A 15,028-nucleotide genomic window follows, 5' to 3' on the forward strand; every position below is an offset into this window, starting at 1 on the left:
TCCCCCGTCCCGGGGACGCGCGACGGCCCACCGCCCGTGGGCGGTGGGCCGTACGACGGACCCCTCGTGTGATGCGTCAGCCGGTCGGCACGACGGCGCTCGGCGCGCCGCCGGTGACCCGCAGCAGTTCCTCGTACGACATCGGCACGACGGTGTGCGGGTGCCCGGCCGCCGCCCACAGCACCTGGTACTGCTCCAGCGCGGTGTCGACGACGGTGCGCAGCGGCGCCGGGTGGCCGGTGGGGGCGACGCCGCCGATGGCCTGGCCGGTGGCCTCGCGGACCTGGGCGGCGGAGGCTCGGGTGATCTCGCCGACGCCCAACCGTGCGGACAGGTAGGCGGTGTCGACCCGGTGGGCGCCGCTGGTCATCACCAGCAGCGGTTCGCCGTCGCAGCTGAACACCAGGCTGTTGGCGATCGCCCCGACCTCGCAGCCGAGGGCGGCGGCGGCCTCGGCGGCCGTCCGGGCGGAGTCGGGAAGGACGACGATCTCACCGGTGACGCCGGCCGCCGCCAGCGCCTCGGCGACCGCGATGCTTCGTGCGGGAAGGGGTGAACTCATCGCCCCATCATGCCTTCCACGTCAAGACGGTTTTCCGCGCCCGGCGGCGGCCCGGCCCGCGACGCGGTCGGCCGCGCTCGGCACCGCCCGGACACCCGCCCCCAGCATCGAGGCGTCCCGCCCGGCTCCCCAGACGACGAGGTCCCCGATCCGCGCCTCCACGTACGCGACCGCGTCGGGCCCGGTGCTGGCGGCGGAGCTGGAGTCCACCCGCGCACGCCTGCTCGGCCGCTGAGGGCGCGGCCGCCGGGCCGCCGGGCCGCCGAGGGCGCGACTGCTCGGCCGCTGAGGGAGTTACCGACCCCCTCCCCGAAGGCCGCCGGACGCGGCGTCACACAGTTTTCACACCACGGCCATCCCGCGGCTGCGGGCGGAGTCGACACTGGGGCGAGCAGGACTGAACTGGGTCGCTTCGGGCCCGAACGGTCCACGCACGGGTGGCATTGTGTCCGGTACGTGCGCAAGTGCGGCCCAGGAGGCGAACGGGCTTTCACTCCTATCACACGGTATGACTAGTATCGCTTCGTCAAAAGCCCGTGCCCGGACGGCCCGCCCCTCACCGGTCGGCCGCCAGCCCCAAGGAGTCTGCTCTGCGCGCGCGTGCGAATCGGCGGCCCCCGACGCCGAAGGCCCCCCGCAGGCGTCCACGCCTGTCCCTGCGGTCGGCGCTGCTCGTCCTGGCCGTCGTCCCCAGCCTCGCCCTGGTCGCCCTCTGGGCCGTGACCAGCGGCGAGACCGTCTTCGACTTCCAGCGCCAGGCCGCCCAGGGCATGCTCGCCCAGAAGGCCGGGCAGCCGTCCAACATCGTCTACTACAACCTCCAGGAGGAGCGCCGGCTCAGCGCCGAGGCGCTCGCCCGACCCGGCGCCAACGCCGACCAGCTGCGCCACCAGCGGCAGTTGACCGACGACGCCGTCCGCCAGTTCCAGACCCTGTCCGGGGAGAGCACCGAGGGCGCCCCGGACGACGTCCGCAGCGCCGTCGCCGAGGCCCGGCAGGCGATGGGCAAGCTCGCCGAGGAACGCGCCGCCGTCGACAAGGGCTCGGTCGACCAGCAGAGCGTCTTCACCTACTACACCGACCTGATCGCCGTCGACCTGCGGCTGTTCACCGCGCTCAGCCACGTCGACGCCGGCGAGGTCACCTGGGTGTCCAAGACCCTGGTCAACTCCTTCTGGGCCAAGGAGATGCTGGCCCGCGAGGACGCCATCCTGGCCCGCGGCTGGCCCAGCGGCCGGCTCAGCACCGCCGACTACCAGCAGGTCCAGCAACTGATCGGCGCCGAGGACCACCTCTTCACCGTCCAGGTCGTCCCGTACGTCCCCGACGCCGAGGCGGCCGGCTGGCACGACCTGATGAACGGCCCCGCCTGGCAGGCCAAGGCCGCCGTCGAACAGCAACTCACCCGACCCGCCGCCGAGTCCAACGGCACCGTCAGACTGCCCGCCGTCCAGGACCAGTGGCGCCAGGGCGTCGACCAGCTCAACCCCCAGCTGGTCAAGGCGATCGAGACCCGCACCAGCGCCATCGTCGAGGTCGGCAAGGGCACCATCCTCGACCTGCTCACCCGCGTCGTGCTGACCGCCGTCATCGGCCTGATCACCGTCATCGCCGTCGTCATCGCCTCCTGGCGGATCAGCCGCTCGCTGCGCCGCCGGATCAGGGAACTCCAGACCCAGGCCGAGGAGATGGAGCGCACCCTGCCCGAGGTGGTCGACCGCCTCGGCCGCGGCGAACAGGTCGACGTCGAGGCCGAGAGCCGCGCCGTCACCGCCGGTGAGCACGGCAACGGCACCGACGAAGTCGCCCGCCTCGGCCAGGCCCTCAACCTGGCCCGCTCCGCCGCCCTGGCCGCCGCCGTCCGGCAGGCCGACCAGCACCGCGGCTTCGAACGCCTCCTCCAGCGCATCGCCCGCCGCACCCAGCTGCTGATCGGCCGCCAGCTGCGCAAACTCGACGAGCTGGAGCGCAAGCACGAGGACCCGGAGGTCCTGGAGGGTCTGTTCGACCTCGACCACCTCACCGCCCGCCTGCGCCGCTACGAGGAGAACCTCGTCATCATGGCCGGCGGCCAGCCGCAGCGGCGCTGGCGCAAGCCCGTACCGCTGCTGGACGTGCTGCGCTCCGCCCAGGGCGAGGTGCAGGACTACCGCCGGATCATGATCGACGTCGAGGGCCACCCGTGGCTCTCCGAGCGGGCCGTCGGGCCGGTCGCCCACGTGCTCGCCGAACTGATGGAGAACGCCACCACCTTCTCCAAGCCGCCCACCCCGGTCGAGGTCCGGGCCGCCCTGGTCGGACGCGGACTCGCGGTCGAGATCGAGGACCGCGGCCTGGGCATGGACCCGGAACAGTACGACGCGGCCAACGAGCTGATGAGCCGCCCGCCGCGCACCGACGTGCTCGCCCGGGCCGACGACATCCGGCTCGGCTTCCACGTGGTCGCCCGGCTCGCCGCGCTGACCGGGCTGAAGATCGAGTTCCGGCCGTCCGCCTTCGGCGGCACCCGGGTGGTCGTGCTCGTACCGGACGAGCTGGTCATCAACGGCGACGCCGGACTCCCGGACGCCGCGCCCGCCGAACCGATCCCGCTGGTCCGGCGCTCGCGCCGGGCGGTTCGCTCCGCCTCCGACGAGGTGCCGCAGCCGTTCGGGCCGGTCGCGCCGCCGGTGGCGCCGGTGGAGGCGTTCGGGCACGTCGAGGGCTTCGGGAACGGCGGGAACGGCGGGGCGCTCGGGACCGGCGCGCCGGTCCAGTGCGTCGCCGCGGCGTTCCAGGACCCCCCTTACCAGGAGCAGGCACACAAGGAGCAGCGGCACCAGGGCCCGGCGTACCGGCAGCCGTACCCGCCCGGCGTCCCCGAGCAGCCGATCCAGCACAGCTCCCCCGCCGACCCGCCGCCGTCGTACGACACTGCCCCGGCCACCCCGGCCGCCCCGGCCGCCCAGCAGGGCACGGGGACGGCGCCGCCCACCCCCTCCCCGGCCTACCCCGACATCGCCTACGCCCGGGTCACCGAGGCCGAGGCCCCGTACGCCGACGAGCAGTACCGCCCGGCCGACCACTACCGGCTGGCCGAGCGGCGCCGCGGGCGCGAGTACCCCTCCGCCGTACCGGTGAGCCCGGTCGAGGGCGGGCAGCCACCGCTGCCGCAGCGCATCCGGCAGGCCAGCCTCGCCGCCGAGCTGCGGGTGCCGCCACCGGCCCGGCAGCAGTGGGTCGAACCGGCCGCCGAGCAGCCCGCGGGCGGGCCGTTCCAGCAGCCCGCAGCGCCCGGGAACGGACGGGCCCAGCACGGACGGGCCGAGAACGGGCGGCCCGTCCGGCGTTCGGGCGCCACCATCGGCGCCTTCCAGCGCCAGTCCCGCGCCGCCCGGGCCCAGGACAGCGGCGAACACCCGCTGCCCGCCCCCGCCACCCCGCCGGCTCTCCCCGCCCTACCCGCCGGTCCCCCCGCCTCCGCGTCCGACCCCTCCCCCTGGGCCCTGCCGGCCGCGGAACCCCGAACCACACGAACGGATGAGCAGTGATGAACCGCACGACCGCCACCCACCAGGACCTGGACTGGCTGCTGGACGGACTCGTCGACTCGGTGCCCGGGACCCGCAACGCCGTCCTGCTCTCCGACGACGGCCTCGTGGTCAGCCACTCCCGCACCATCGAGCGGGCCGACGCCGAGCGCCTCGCCGCCGTGGCCACCGGTCAGCAGTCGCTCGCCCGGGGCGTCGGCCAGCTGTTCGACGGCGGGCCGGTGCACCAGGTGATCGTCGAGCTCGCCGAGTGCTGGCTGTTCGTCATCGCCGCCGCCCAGGGCACCCACCTGGCCGTGGTCGCCTCCCAGGAGGTGGACGCCGAGGTGATGTCCGTCGCCATGCACACCCTGGTGCAGCAGGTCGGCCAGAAGCTCACCACCCCCGCCCGCACCGAGGGCGCACCCGCGTCCTTCGACGCGTTCGCCACCCGGAACCGGGGCTGACGCCGCGTGGGCCCGTACGGTGACGACTCCCACGGCTCCCCCGGCCCCCATGGTTCCCCCGGCTCCCCCGGTGAGGAGGGGGGCGCGTGGGCGCGCGGCCGGGTGCCGCACTGGAGCGAACTGGAGGAGCCGGACGCGGAGGACGACACGGGCATCATGGTGCGCCCGTACACCATCACCCGCGGCCGGACCGCGCCCGAGCGCGACGACCTCACCCTCATCACCGTGCTCACCACGGCCGAGGCGGAGGCCGACGCGGCCCTGGCGCGGGGCAGCCGCGCCGGTGCCCGCGGCCTCCAGCCCGAGCACCGGCTGATCCTCGACCGCTGCCGGCGCCCGGCCGCCGTCGCCGAGGTGGCGGCCGGCCTGGACCTCCCGGTCTCGGTCACCAAGATCCTGCTGGGCGACCTCATCGCCCAGGGCCTGCTGAAGGCCCGGGCACCGCTCTCGGTGGCCCGGGCCGCCGGGGGCGTCGACCTCGGCCTGCTCACGGCCGTACGCGAAGGACTCCGGAGACTCTGACGATGGCAACACCCCACCCCCGCAGTGCCGTTGACGATCCGACCGGCGCTCCGACCGCCGCCCTGGCCGCCGCCCCCGCCGCCGTCAAGATCCTGATCGCGGGCGGCTTCGGCGTCGGCAAGACCACCCTGGTCGGCTCGGTCAGCGAGGTCGCCCCGCTGCGCACCGAGGAGTACCTGACCACGGCCAGCGTCGGCGTCGACGACCTGGACGGAGTCGACCAGAAGGACACCACCACCGTCGCCCTCGACTTCGGGCGGATCACCGTCAGCCCCGAGCTGGTGGTCTACCTGTTCGGCACGCCCGGGCAGGAACGTTTCTGGTTCATGTGGAACGACCTGGTCAACGGCGCCTTCGGCGGGATCGTCATCGCCGACACCCGGCGGCTGGACACCAGCTTCGCCTCGATCGACTTCTTCGAGAGCCGGGGCATCCCGTTCGTGGTCGCGATCAACTGCTTCCACAGCCACAACACCCGCACCCCGGAGGAGATCCGGGCCGCCCTCGACCTCGACCCGCAGGTCCCGATGCTGATCGGCGACGTGCGCGAGCGCGACTTCGGCCGTGACCTGCTGCTCGCCCTGGTCGACCACCTGATGGACCTCGCCGCCGTCGCGCCCGTCGGCTGAACTCCCCTCCCCCGTACCGGAGTCACCCCATGACCTCTCTCCTCCGCGTCCTCGTCCACGGCGGCGGCATCGGCGGCCTCACCCTCGCCACCGCCCTCGCCCGGCGCGGCCACCACGTCGAGGTCGCCGAACTGCGCGACCAGCTGGAGGCCCTCGGCGTCGGCATCATCCAGCCCTCCAACGCCCTGCACGTGATGCGCGAGATCGGCGTGCTCGAGGAATGCCTGGCCGTCGGCTTCGAGTGGGAGGTGCTGACCATCTGCGACCCGGCCGGCGCCACCCTCGCCCGGATCCCCCAGCCCCGGATGGGCGACGCCCCCGCCAACAACGGCATCCCCCGCCCCGCGCTGGCCCGGGTGCTGGCCGCGGCCGCCACCTCGGCCGGCGCCACCGTCCGCTTCGGGACGACCGTCTCGGCGATCACCGACGACGGTTCCGGAGTCGACGTCACCCTCACCGACGGCCACCGCGGCCGCTACGACCTGGTCGTCGGCTTCGACGGCATCGGCTCGCCGCTGCGCCGGCACCTGTACGGCGAGAAGTACGTCCCCGAGTACACCGGCTTCGCCAACTGGCGGGTCACGCTGCCGCGTTCGCCCGAGGTCCGGGGCGTGGTGATGTCCGCCGGCAACCTCGAGGCCAAGGCGCTGCTCACCCCGATCGACGAAGAACTCATGTACCTGGGCTCGGTGTTCGCCGAGGCCGAGGACTTCCGCCCGGACCCGTCGACCGCCCACCGGCAGCTCCACGAACGGCTGGCCGGCTTCGGCGGCCCGATCGCCGAGGCCCTCGCCCAGGTCACCGACCCGGCCGCGGTGGTCTACTCCCGCATCTCCCAGGTCACCGTCGAGGAGCCCTGGCACGTCGGCCGCATCGCCCTCGCCGGCGACGCCGCCCACGCCTCCACCCCCCACCTCGCCCAGGGCGCCGCGATGGCCGTCGAGGACGCCCTGGTGCTGGCCGAGAGCCTGGACACGACGGAGGACGTCCCGGCCGCCCTCACCGCCTGGGAGGCCAGGCGCCGCCCCCGCGCCATGTGGGTGCAGGCGCTGTCCCGGGCGATCCTCAAGCAGGAGACCGGCACCCCGACCACCCCGGAGGAGGACGAGCTGCTGAAGATCGGCATCCCCGGCGCGGCCCACGTCCTCGTCCAGCCGTACTGAGGCCGGTGCCGTGATTCCGGGCCCCGCGCGGGAGTTGCGTCCGCGCGGGGCCCGGGGCTCGGACAGGCCCTAGTACGGGCTGATCTCCCGGCGCCGCCTCCAGACCGCCGCCGAGATGCGGGCCAGCAGGCGGGCCGCCGGGTCGGTGCGGTCCGCGCCGGTGGCGAGCGGGCCGGTGTAGCAGACGGCGAGCAGGTACGGCGGGCAGTCGTACGGGTGGACGAGCCCCACGCAGTGCCGGGCGCCGGGGACCCAGCCGTTCTTGAACGCGATCGGGATGCCCGGCGGCAGGCCGGCGGCGAGGTCCACCCGGAAGTCGTTGCGCTCCAGCAGTGCCAGCAGCTCCGGCTCGTCGCCCAGCGAGCGGAGCAGCCGGACCAGGTCACGGGCGCTCACCCGGTTGTGGACGCCCGCCGCGCGCGCCGCGTAGTCCTCGATCCCGCGCGGACTGGCGCTGCGGGTGGCCCCCGCCCGGCGCCAGACCTCCGCCACCGCCCGCTGGTCGGTGCGGGCCAGGCAGAGGTTGGTCGCCAGGTTGGAGGAGTGGGTGATCATCCGCTCGGCCAGCAGCCGCAGCGGCACGTGGGTGCCGAGGAGCTCCCAGGGCAGCGGATCGCTGTCCCGATCCGGGTCGTTGCCGAACTCCCCGCCGACCACGGACTCGAACCGGTTCACCACCGGCACCTCGGCATCGAGGTCCGCCCCGCCACGGGCGAGCGCCGCCAGCACCGCGACCTTCATGGTGCTCGCGGCATCGTGCAGTTCGTCCGGCGCGCGCGTGAACACCGGCTCGGCATCGCCCGCCCAAGGGGCCACCACGACACTCAGCATGGGCAAAGCGTAGGGGCAGTGGGCCTGGTGGAATCAACCGCCCGTCACCCGGATGCGTGAGCGCAGGAGTTCGCTTCACTCACAGCTCATTGCAACGCAGGGCTCGATCGAACATTGCATTCATCGTCAGACTCATTGCAATATCGAGCGATAATCGCTGCTACATCAAGCATTTTTGCCATCGGAGGAGCGTTGACGGATCAGTGAACGCAATGTAGCTTCGTTGCCGTTCAGCGATTCCCGAACATTCACCCAGGGGGAGATCATGATGAGCACGAGCAACGGCGGCTTCTCCGCGGCAGGGCTGCGCAAGGTCCGCGACGTCCTGGCGCGGCACGTCGACTCCGGGCGGATCCCCGGCGTCGTCGCCCTGATCGGCCGGGGCGACGGGACCCACGTCGAAGCGCTCGGCACGATGAGCCATGACGGTGGCGCACCGATGCGCCGGGACACGATCTTCCGGATGGCCTCGACGTCCAAGCCGGTCTCGGTGGCTGCCGCGATGGTCCTGCTGGACGAGTGCCGGCTGCGGCTGGACGACCCGGTCGAGCAGTGGCTGCCGGAACTCGCGAACCGGCGGGTGCTGCAGCGGGTCGACGGCCCGCTGGACGAAAGCGTGCCGGCGCGGCGGCCGATCACCGTACGGGACGTACTGACCTCCACCTTCGGGCTCGGTATGGACATGACCGCACTCGGCACCCCGATCATGAACGCGGTCTTCGAGCAGGGGCTCACCCCGGACCTGCCGACCCCGATGCCCGAGCCGGACGAGTGGCTGCGCCGCCTCGGCACGCTCCCGCTGATGCACCAGCCCGGTGAGCGGTGGCAGTACCACATCGCCAGCGATCTGCTCGGCGTGCTCGTCGCCCGGGTCACCGGGCGGCCGTTCGAGGACTTCCTGCACGAGCGCGTCTTCGAGCCGCTGGGCATGGCGGACACCGGCTTCCACGTGCCCGCCGACAAGATCGACCGGCTGCCGACCCTCTACGCGCCCGACCCGCGGAGCGGGGAGTTCCACGTCTGGGACGAGGCGGCGGACGGCCGCTGGAGCAAGCCCCCGGCGTTCCCGGGCGGCGGTGGCGGGCTGGTCTCCACCGTGGACGACTACCACGCCTACTTCCGGATGCTGCTGAACCACGGCACCCACGGCGGCGAGCGGATCCTGTCCCGGCCCGCCGTCGAGCTGATGACCACCGACCGCCTCACACCCGAGCAGAACGCCGCCCGCACCGCCCTGGCCCGCGACAACGTCCACCTCTCGTACGGCCAGGGGCAGCACGGCGGTTGGGGCTTCGGGATGGCGGTGCGCACCTACCGCGGCGACTACGCACCGGTCGGCCAGTTCGGCTGGGACGGCGGCAGCGGCGCCACGGCCTACGCCGACCCGCACAACCGGCTCACCGGGATCCTGCTCACCCAGGTCGGCATGTCCGTCCCGAACTCGGCGCAGATGATCCACGACTTCTGGACCACGGTCTACCAGGCGATCGAGGACTGACGCCGGCCCGAACGACGAAAGGAGTGGGAAGTCGGCGGGGCCGACTTCCCACTCCTCGCTCGTCTACGGGTGATCAGCTGCTGCTGGGGCGCGGGGCGGGCAGCGAGGCCGAGCCGGTGAGCAGGGGCCATTCCTTGTGGAAGGGCGGGAAGGGGATCTTGCCCTCGATGATGGGGGTGCCGAAGACCTTCAGGTGGGCGGTCAGGGCACCGTTCAGGTCGACGCCGCCGACCAGGGACCAACTGCCCTGGAGCTGCGGCGTGTTGCCGGGAAGGTCGACGGCGAGGGAGCCGTCGGCCTTGGCGCCCAGGTAGGGGGCGACGGTGGTCTCGACGCCGACGGTGTCGTAGAGGCCGAGGCTGATCTCGGCGCCGAGGGCGGCGCGGACGGAGGCCTTGCCGCTGAGGCGGAGGTGGACCGGGGAGATCTTGGTGTCGGCGCTGGTGGCCGAGGTCCAGCCCTTGCCGCCGGTGTAGTCGGCGCGCGCGGTCCAGGTGCCGGTGGCGTCCTGCGCCACCTCCAGGTGGACCTGGCCGTCGGCGCCGACCTCCAGGTAGCAGGTGAGGCCGAGGTTGACGACCACGGGCAGACCGGCGACGGTCAGCACCGGGCTGGCCTGCAGCTTGGCGAAGGGGACGCGGATCGGTGCCGCGCCGGTGTTGCGGGCGACGTCGCCGGTGACCTTCCAGTTGGCGTGGGCGCCGAGGTCGAAGCCGATGGACGCGGTGCGCGGGCTGGTGGCGGCCGCGCCGTGGTAGGCGAAGTGGACGGCCGGGTGCAGCTGGAGGGAGCCGGAGGCGTCCAGGCTGGCGCCGCCGGGCAGCGGGACGGGGGCGTTGACGTCGACCTCCAGGGTGCCGGAGGCGTCGGCCTTCACGCCGCCCAGGTCGGCGCCGACGGTGGCCTTGAGGTCCTTGACCAGCGGGGTCACCTGGATGCCGTGCACGTCGATCGGCACCTGGCCGTCCGCCTCGGTACCGCCGAGGAGTTCGGAGAGGGTGGCCGGGCGGGTGGTGAGGTTGACGGTGTTGCCCGCACCGGGGTTGACGCCGGTGATGGCGACCAGCGCGCCCTGCGGGGCGGCGGCGGTGGGCGGACTGGCGATCAGCTGGCCGGGCTGGACGGCGGCGGCAGCGGCGGTGGCGGAGGCGGACGCGGATGCCGACGGGCCGGCGGTCGGCGAAGCGGTCTGAGAGGCGGTCGGCGAGGCGCTCGCGCCGCCGGCGGTGAGCACCGCGGTGCCCTTGCCCGGGTCGTAGGCGGTGAGCTGGAGGGCCTTGGTCGCGGCCGTGACCGCGCCGCCGTCCTTGCCGGGGGTGCCGATGGCGGCCTGCTTGTCGCCGGCCGGCGCGGCCGTGACGTTGGTGCCGACCGGCGTCGGACGGCCGGAGGCCGGGACGCCGGCCCGGGCGTGCGGGGCGCCGGGGGCGGTCGCGGCACCCGCCGGGCTGCCCCCGGCGGTGGTCGCGCCGGTGTCGGCGGTGCTGGCGGCGGCGGCCGGTTCACCGGCGGCCTGCGGGGCGTTGCCGGGGGAGGTCGGCCCGCAGGCGGCCGTTCCGGCGAGGATGAGGGTGAGCAGGGCTGCGGGTGCGGCCCGGCGTATCGAGGGCTTGAACACGCAGCGTCATGTTACTGACGAGGAATAAGTTTGTCGAAGTGAGCTCAAGTCGCCGCGAAAGGACTGGTCAGACCAGCCGAGCGACGGGCAGCCGACCCCCCGGCAGAGTACCCGTCGCGGGGGTGCCGGCCAGCTCGGCGAGGTAGCGCGAGCGCGCCATCGGCACCGCCCCGAGGCTGCGCACGTACGGCCCGTCCCACTGGGCGTCGAGCAGCCGCCCGCCCGCGGCGCCGAACCTGGCGCCGAGGTCGGCGACGGCGACCCGGGCGGCGTCCGGCCGCCGGTGGAACATCGAGTCCAGGCTCAGCACCGGCCAGACAGCCACCCCGAACACCCCGCCGATCAGCTCCTCGTCCTCCCACACCTCCACGCTGTGGGCCGCGCCGAGCGCGTTCAGCTCCACCAGCGCCGTCCGCAACCCATCGGTGAGCCAAGCGGGTTGGCGACCCTCGGCGCAGGCCTCGAGCACCGCGCCGAAGGCCGCGTCCACGGTCGTGAACCACTGCGCCGCGCCGCGCAGCCGCCGGGCGAGCCGGCGGGGCAGCCGCACTTCCCCGGGCCGCAGCACCGGCCGCGGGTCCGGTGACCACCAGGCCAGCGCGTACGGGTCCGCCGCGCCCGGCAGCAGGGCCACCTCCCCGGCCCCGACCGCCTCCCCGTGCACCGCCTCGTTGTAGGCGCTCGCGTACTCGTCCGCCGCCGGCAGCGGGAACAGCCCGTGCCGGTACGCCGTCAGCAGCTGCTCCGGTCCGAGCGTCCCGCCGAACGCCACCGGCCGGTCACCGGAGGCGAGTCGGAGGTCCAGCGCAGCGAAGGCCGTCACAGGAAACCCTCATCCGCCAGTCGTTCCAGGTAGTGGTCCAGCAGCGCGCCGTCCACGCCCGGCAGTTCGATCCCGCTGCCCTCCAGCGCCGCCTCCGCGTTCAACCGGTCGAAGCGCGGGAACACCGGCTGGAAGTACAGCTCGCTGATGGACAGTTCCGTTCTCGGCGCCCGCTCGACGAACAGCGGGACGAAGGGCGTGATCGGGTGCGTCGGATGCCCGGCGGCGAACCGGACCAGCCGCTGCACCCAGGCCCGGTAGGGGAGTTCGGTGACCGGGTGGCCGTGCGACCGGAGCCGGTCGACCAGGTCGGGCAGGCCGGCCGGGTTCGGCGAGGTGAGGTGGTAGACCTCGCCGCCGGCGGGCGCGTGCGCGGCGATGTGGGCGACCGCGCGGGCGAACCGGTCGGCCGGGACGAAGTCCAGCGGCAGCCGGACGTCCGGGCAGGTGCCGCTGTCGGCGAAGTACTTGATCAGCGCGCACAGTTCGGTGCCGGTGTTCATCACCCCGGCCGCCAGGTCCCCGGTGACGTCGTTGGTGCGCAGCACGGTGACCGGCAGCCCGCCAGCCGCCGCGTTGTGCAGCAGCTGCTCGGCGACCCACTTGCTCTCCACGTAGCCGACGCCGAGCCGCTCGGGGTGGGCGAGCGGAGTGCGCTCGGTGACCTCGCGGACGCCGGCCGCGCCGAAGCCGGCCAGCACGGCGAGGGTGGAGAGGTAGTGCACCGGCACGCCCCGGCCGTGCCCGGCGAGCCGGACCACCTCCCGGGTGCCGCCGACGTTGGGCGCGCGCAACTGGTGGTACGGGTAGAGGAAGTTGACCTGCCCGCCGAGGTGGTAGACCGCGTCCAGGTGCGCGGCCAGCCAGTCGAACTGACGATAAGACAGACCTAATCGTTCCGCGGCGAGGTCCCCGACCAGCGGCACCACCCGGGCGTCCGTGAGGTCCCGCCGCAGGAAGCGCTGTCGGCTGGCGCGCAGCCGTTCCAGGGCGTGCTCCTGGTCGGGCGCGCGGACCAGGCAGTGGATCCGGGCCCGGGTGGTGGCGAGCAGGGCGTCCAGCAGGTGGGTGCCGCAGAAGCCGGTGGCGCCGGTGAGCAGGATCTCGGCGGGCTCGGCCCGGGAGGGCGCGGGGCTCCAGGACTGCCCGACGGCCTGGGTGAGTTCGGCCTCGGCGTGCCAGTCGACGGCGGCCTCACCCCGGACGACGCCGGTGCGGGCGGCCTGCAGCGCGGCCGTGAAGTCGCGCAGCACCGGCGAGCGCAGCAGCGCCCGGGTGAGGGTGCGGACGTGGCCGACGTCCAGGCCGAACATCATCCGGCTCCGGGCGAGCATCTCCATGGCGAGCAGCGAGGTGCCGCCGAGGGCGAAGAAGTCGTCGTCGGGGCCGACGAGTTCGGAGCCGAGCAGCTCCGCCCACAGGTGCCCGACGGCGGACTCCACGGCGCTGGGTTCTCCCGCGACCGCGCCCACGACCGCGCCCGCCCGCGGGGCTGGGAGCGGAGCCGGAGCCGCGCCCGGGGCCGGGACCGGGGCCGTCCGCACCTGGACCGCCTGCGGCAACGAGCGCCGGTCGATCTTCCCGGCCGCGGTGAGCGGCATGGCCTCCAGCGGTACGAACTCGGCCGGGACGAGGTACTCCGGCAACCGCTCCGCCAGGAACGCCCGCAGCCGCTCGGGGCCCACGGCCGCGTCCCCGAGGGTGTAGTAGGCGGTGAGCACCCGGCTGCCGTCCGGCGCGCTGCCGTCGGCCGCGACCCGGGCCTGCCGCACCGCCGGGTGGTCGGCCAGCACCGCCTCGACCTCGGCCGGGTCGACCCGGTGCCCGCGCACCTTCACCTGGTCGTCGAAGCGCCCGAGGATCTCCAGCTGCCCGTCCGCCCGCCAGCGCCCGGCGTCGCCGGTGCGGTACATCCGCTCGCCGGGCAGCGGCGCGTACGGATCGGGTAGGAACGATTCGGCGGTGAGCCCGACCTGCCGCCAGTAGCCGCGGGCCAGGCCCGGCCCGCCGAGGTGGATCTCGCCCCGCTCGCCGGGCCGCACCGGCCGCAGCCGCCGGTTCAGCACGTGCACCCGCACCCCTGGCAGCGGGCGGCCGATCGGCACCGGCGCGGTCGGCGCGGCCAGCAGCTCTGGAGTGACCTCGCCGTGCAACGAGGTGACGGCCGCCTCGGTGACCCCGTACGCGTTGAGTAGCCGAACCCCCGGCAGCCGCTCCAGACCGGCCCGGCAGTCGTCGGCGTGCACCACGTCCCCACCGAGCACCACCAGCCGCAGTCCGGCCGGGGCGGGGCCGCCGGGCGGCAGCAGGTCGAGCACGTGGTGCCAGTAGGCGGGCGTGAAGTCGGCGACGGCCAGTCCGAGCCGGGGCAGTCGCCGGACCAGCTCGGTGGGCGCCCAGGTGTCCCGGCCGCCGAGCACCACGGTCGCACCCGCGAGCAGCGCGGAGAACACCTGCTCCAGTGCGGTGTCCGCGCCGAGCGCGGCCAGCTGGAGCACCCGCTCGCCGGGGGCGAGGCCGTAGGCGCGGATGACCCGGTCGAGGGTGAACACCAGTGAACGGTGGGTGACCGGCACGCCCTTGGGGCGGCCGGTGGTGCCGGAGGTGTAGATCAGGTAGGCGAGGTCGTCCGGGGAGGCCTCGTCCGGCGCGGGAGCCGGGGTGCCGCCGTGCGGCGCCCCGGCTCCCGGAACCTCCCCAGTAGGCTCCACCCGTTCCACCCCGTCGAACCCGGGACCGTCCGTGACCGCCACCCGCGCCCCGCAGTCCGCCACCAGCCCGGCGAGCCGCCGCGGTGGATGCGCCGGATCCAGCGGCAGGAAGGCCGCGCCCGCCTTGAGCACCCCCAGCCAGGCCACCACCAGCTCCACCCCGCGCCCCAGGCAGACCGGCACCACCTGCTCCGGCCCGACCCCCCGGGCCCGCAGCGCGGCCGCCAGCCGGTCGCTGCGCCGGTCCAGCTCGTGGTAGCTCAGCGCGGTGGCGCCCTCCCCCACCACCGCGACCGCCGCCGGATCGTGCGCGGCCCTGGCCCGGAACAGCCCGTGCACGGTTTCCGCGAAGCCGGCGCGGGCACGGCGGACCGGCGTGCCCTGCCAGTTCCGTTCCACCCAGGCCCGGCACTGCGCCCGCCCGGCCGGCCCGTACACCTGCCGCCACCCGGCCGGCAGGGTCAAGTCCCCGGGCCAGAGCGCGTACTGACCGTCTTCGTTCCGTACCACGGCGTGACGCCCGGAGTTCACATCCGTGCGTACGCCCCGTGCGCTGTCGGCTGCGTCGTCCACCGGCTTGACCTCGTGCTGGAGCGGCAGAATGCTGGGAGTGCGACAATTCCGACTATACGCACTCAGGGCGCACCGAGAACGTCCGTCGCATCAATCCGCCGGGCGCTGCTCGACCGTGGCCG

The 15,028-nt window shown here is 74.2% G+C and carries 12 protein-coding genes; 6 read left to right on the plus strand and 6 right to left on the minus strand.

The features are described from left to right. Positions 1–76: 76 nt before the first annotated feature. Together ACWCYO_RS12705 and ACWCYO_RS12710 are read right to left on the minus strand one after the other, a co-directional pair. Complete coding sequence (locus ACWCYO_RS12705; protein WP_270142509.1) at positions 77–562, minus strand: YbaK/EbsC family protein; 486 nt, start codon at positions 560–562, stop codon at positions 77–79. A 21-nt stretch (positions 563–583) separates the two neighbouring features. Then, positions 584–772: a hypothetical protein gene (locus ACWCYO_RS12710; protein ID WP_270142510.1), complete on the minus strand. Its 189-nt coding sequence runs from the start codon at positions 770–772 to the stop codon at positions 584–586. 509 nt (positions 773–1,281) lie between these two features. Here ACWCYO_RS12710 and ACWCYO_RS12715 point away from each other — a divergent pair. From ACWCYO_RS12715 to ACWCYO_RS12735, 5 genes are all read left to right on the plus strand, one after another. Continuing rightward, the gene (locus ACWCYO_RS12715; protein WP_449784245.1) at positions 1,282–4,092 is read left to right on the plus strand and encodes a nitrate- and nitrite sensing domain-containing protein; all 2,811 of its coding nucleotides are present in this window, start codon (positions 1,282–1,284) and stop codon (positions 4,090–4,092) included. Beyond that, positions 4,092–4,538 carry a roadblock/LC7 domain-containing protein gene (locus ACWCYO_RS12720; protein ID WP_270142513.1) on the plus strand — a complete coding sequence of 149 codons (447 nt, stop codon included), beginning with the start codon at positions 4,092–4,094 and terminating at the stop codon, positions 4,536–4,538. The genes ACWCYO_RS12715 and ACWCYO_RS12720 overlap by 1 nt, the downstream gene beginning before the upstream one ends. A 156-nt stretch (positions 4,539–4,694) precedes the next feature. After that, the gene (locus tag ACWCYO_RS12725) at positions 4,695–5,060 is read left to right on the plus strand and encodes a DUF742 domain-containing protein (RefSeq protein WP_270150886.1); all 366 of its coding nucleotides are present in this window, start codon (positions 4,695–4,697) and stop codon (positions 5,058–5,060) included. Between the two features lie 2 nt (positions 5,061–5,062). Then, positions 5,063–5,689, plus strand: coding sequence for a GTP-binding protein (locus ACWCYO_RS12730; protein ID WP_449784246.1), 627 nt, complete (start codon positions 5,063–5,065; stop codon positions 5,687–5,689). Between the two features lie 29 nt (positions 5,690–5,718). After that, on the plus strand, positions 5,719–6,852 hold the full coding sequence (locus ACWCYO_RS12735) for an FAD-dependent monooxygenase (protein ID WP_449784247.1): 1,134 nt from the start codon (positions 5,719–5,721) through the stop codon (positions 6,850–6,852). Positions 6,853–6,921: 69 nt separating this feature from the next. On the opposite strand, the gene ACWCYO_RS12740 is transcribed toward ACWCYO_RS12735, so the two are convergent. Then, the gene (locus tag ACWCYO_RS12740; protein WP_270142516.1) at positions 6,922–7,683 is read right to left on the minus strand and encodes a serine hydrolase; all 762 of its coding nucleotides are present in this window, start codon (positions 7,681–7,683) and stop codon (positions 6,922–6,924) included. A 268-nt stretch (positions 7,684–7,951) separates the two neighbouring features. On the opposite strand from ACWCYO_RS12740, the gene ACWCYO_RS12745 reads away from it, so the two are divergent. Beyond that, positions 7,952–9,181, plus strand: coding sequence for a serine hydrolase domain-containing protein (locus ACWCYO_RS12745; RefSeq protein WP_449784266.1), 1,230 nt, complete (start codon positions 7,952–7,954; stop codon positions 9,179–9,181). 73 nt (positions 9,182–9,254) lie between these two features. Here ACWCYO_RS12745 and ACWCYO_RS12750 read toward each other — a convergent pair whose 3' ends face one another. The 3 genes from ACWCYO_RS12750 to ACWCYO_RS12760 form a co-directional block, all read right to left on the minus strand. After that, positions 9,255–10,799 (minus strand): hypothetical protein, encoded by a 1,545-nt coding sequence (locus tag ACWCYO_RS12750; RefSeq protein WP_449784248.1) that lies wholly within the window; start codon positions 10,797–10,799, stop codon positions 9,255–9,257. A 67-nt stretch (positions 10,800–10,866) separates the two neighbouring features. Next, positions 10,867–11,622 (minus strand): leucyl/phenylalanyl-tRNA--protein transferase, encoded by a 756-nt coding sequence (locus tag ACWCYO_RS12755; protein ID WP_449784249.1) that lies wholly within the window; start codon positions 11,620–11,622, stop codon positions 10,867–10,869. Continuing rightward, complete coding sequence (locus ACWCYO_RS12760) at positions 11,619–14,906, minus strand: amino acid adenylation domain-containing protein (protein ID WP_449784250.1); 3,288 nt, start codon at positions 14,904–14,906, stop codon at positions 11,619–11,621. The genes ACWCYO_RS12755 and ACWCYO_RS12760 overlap by 4 nt, the downstream gene beginning before the upstream one ends. Positions 14,907–15,028: the final 122 nt, after the last annotated feature.

The organism is Kitasatospora sp. NPDC001683 (assembly GCF_053596495.1).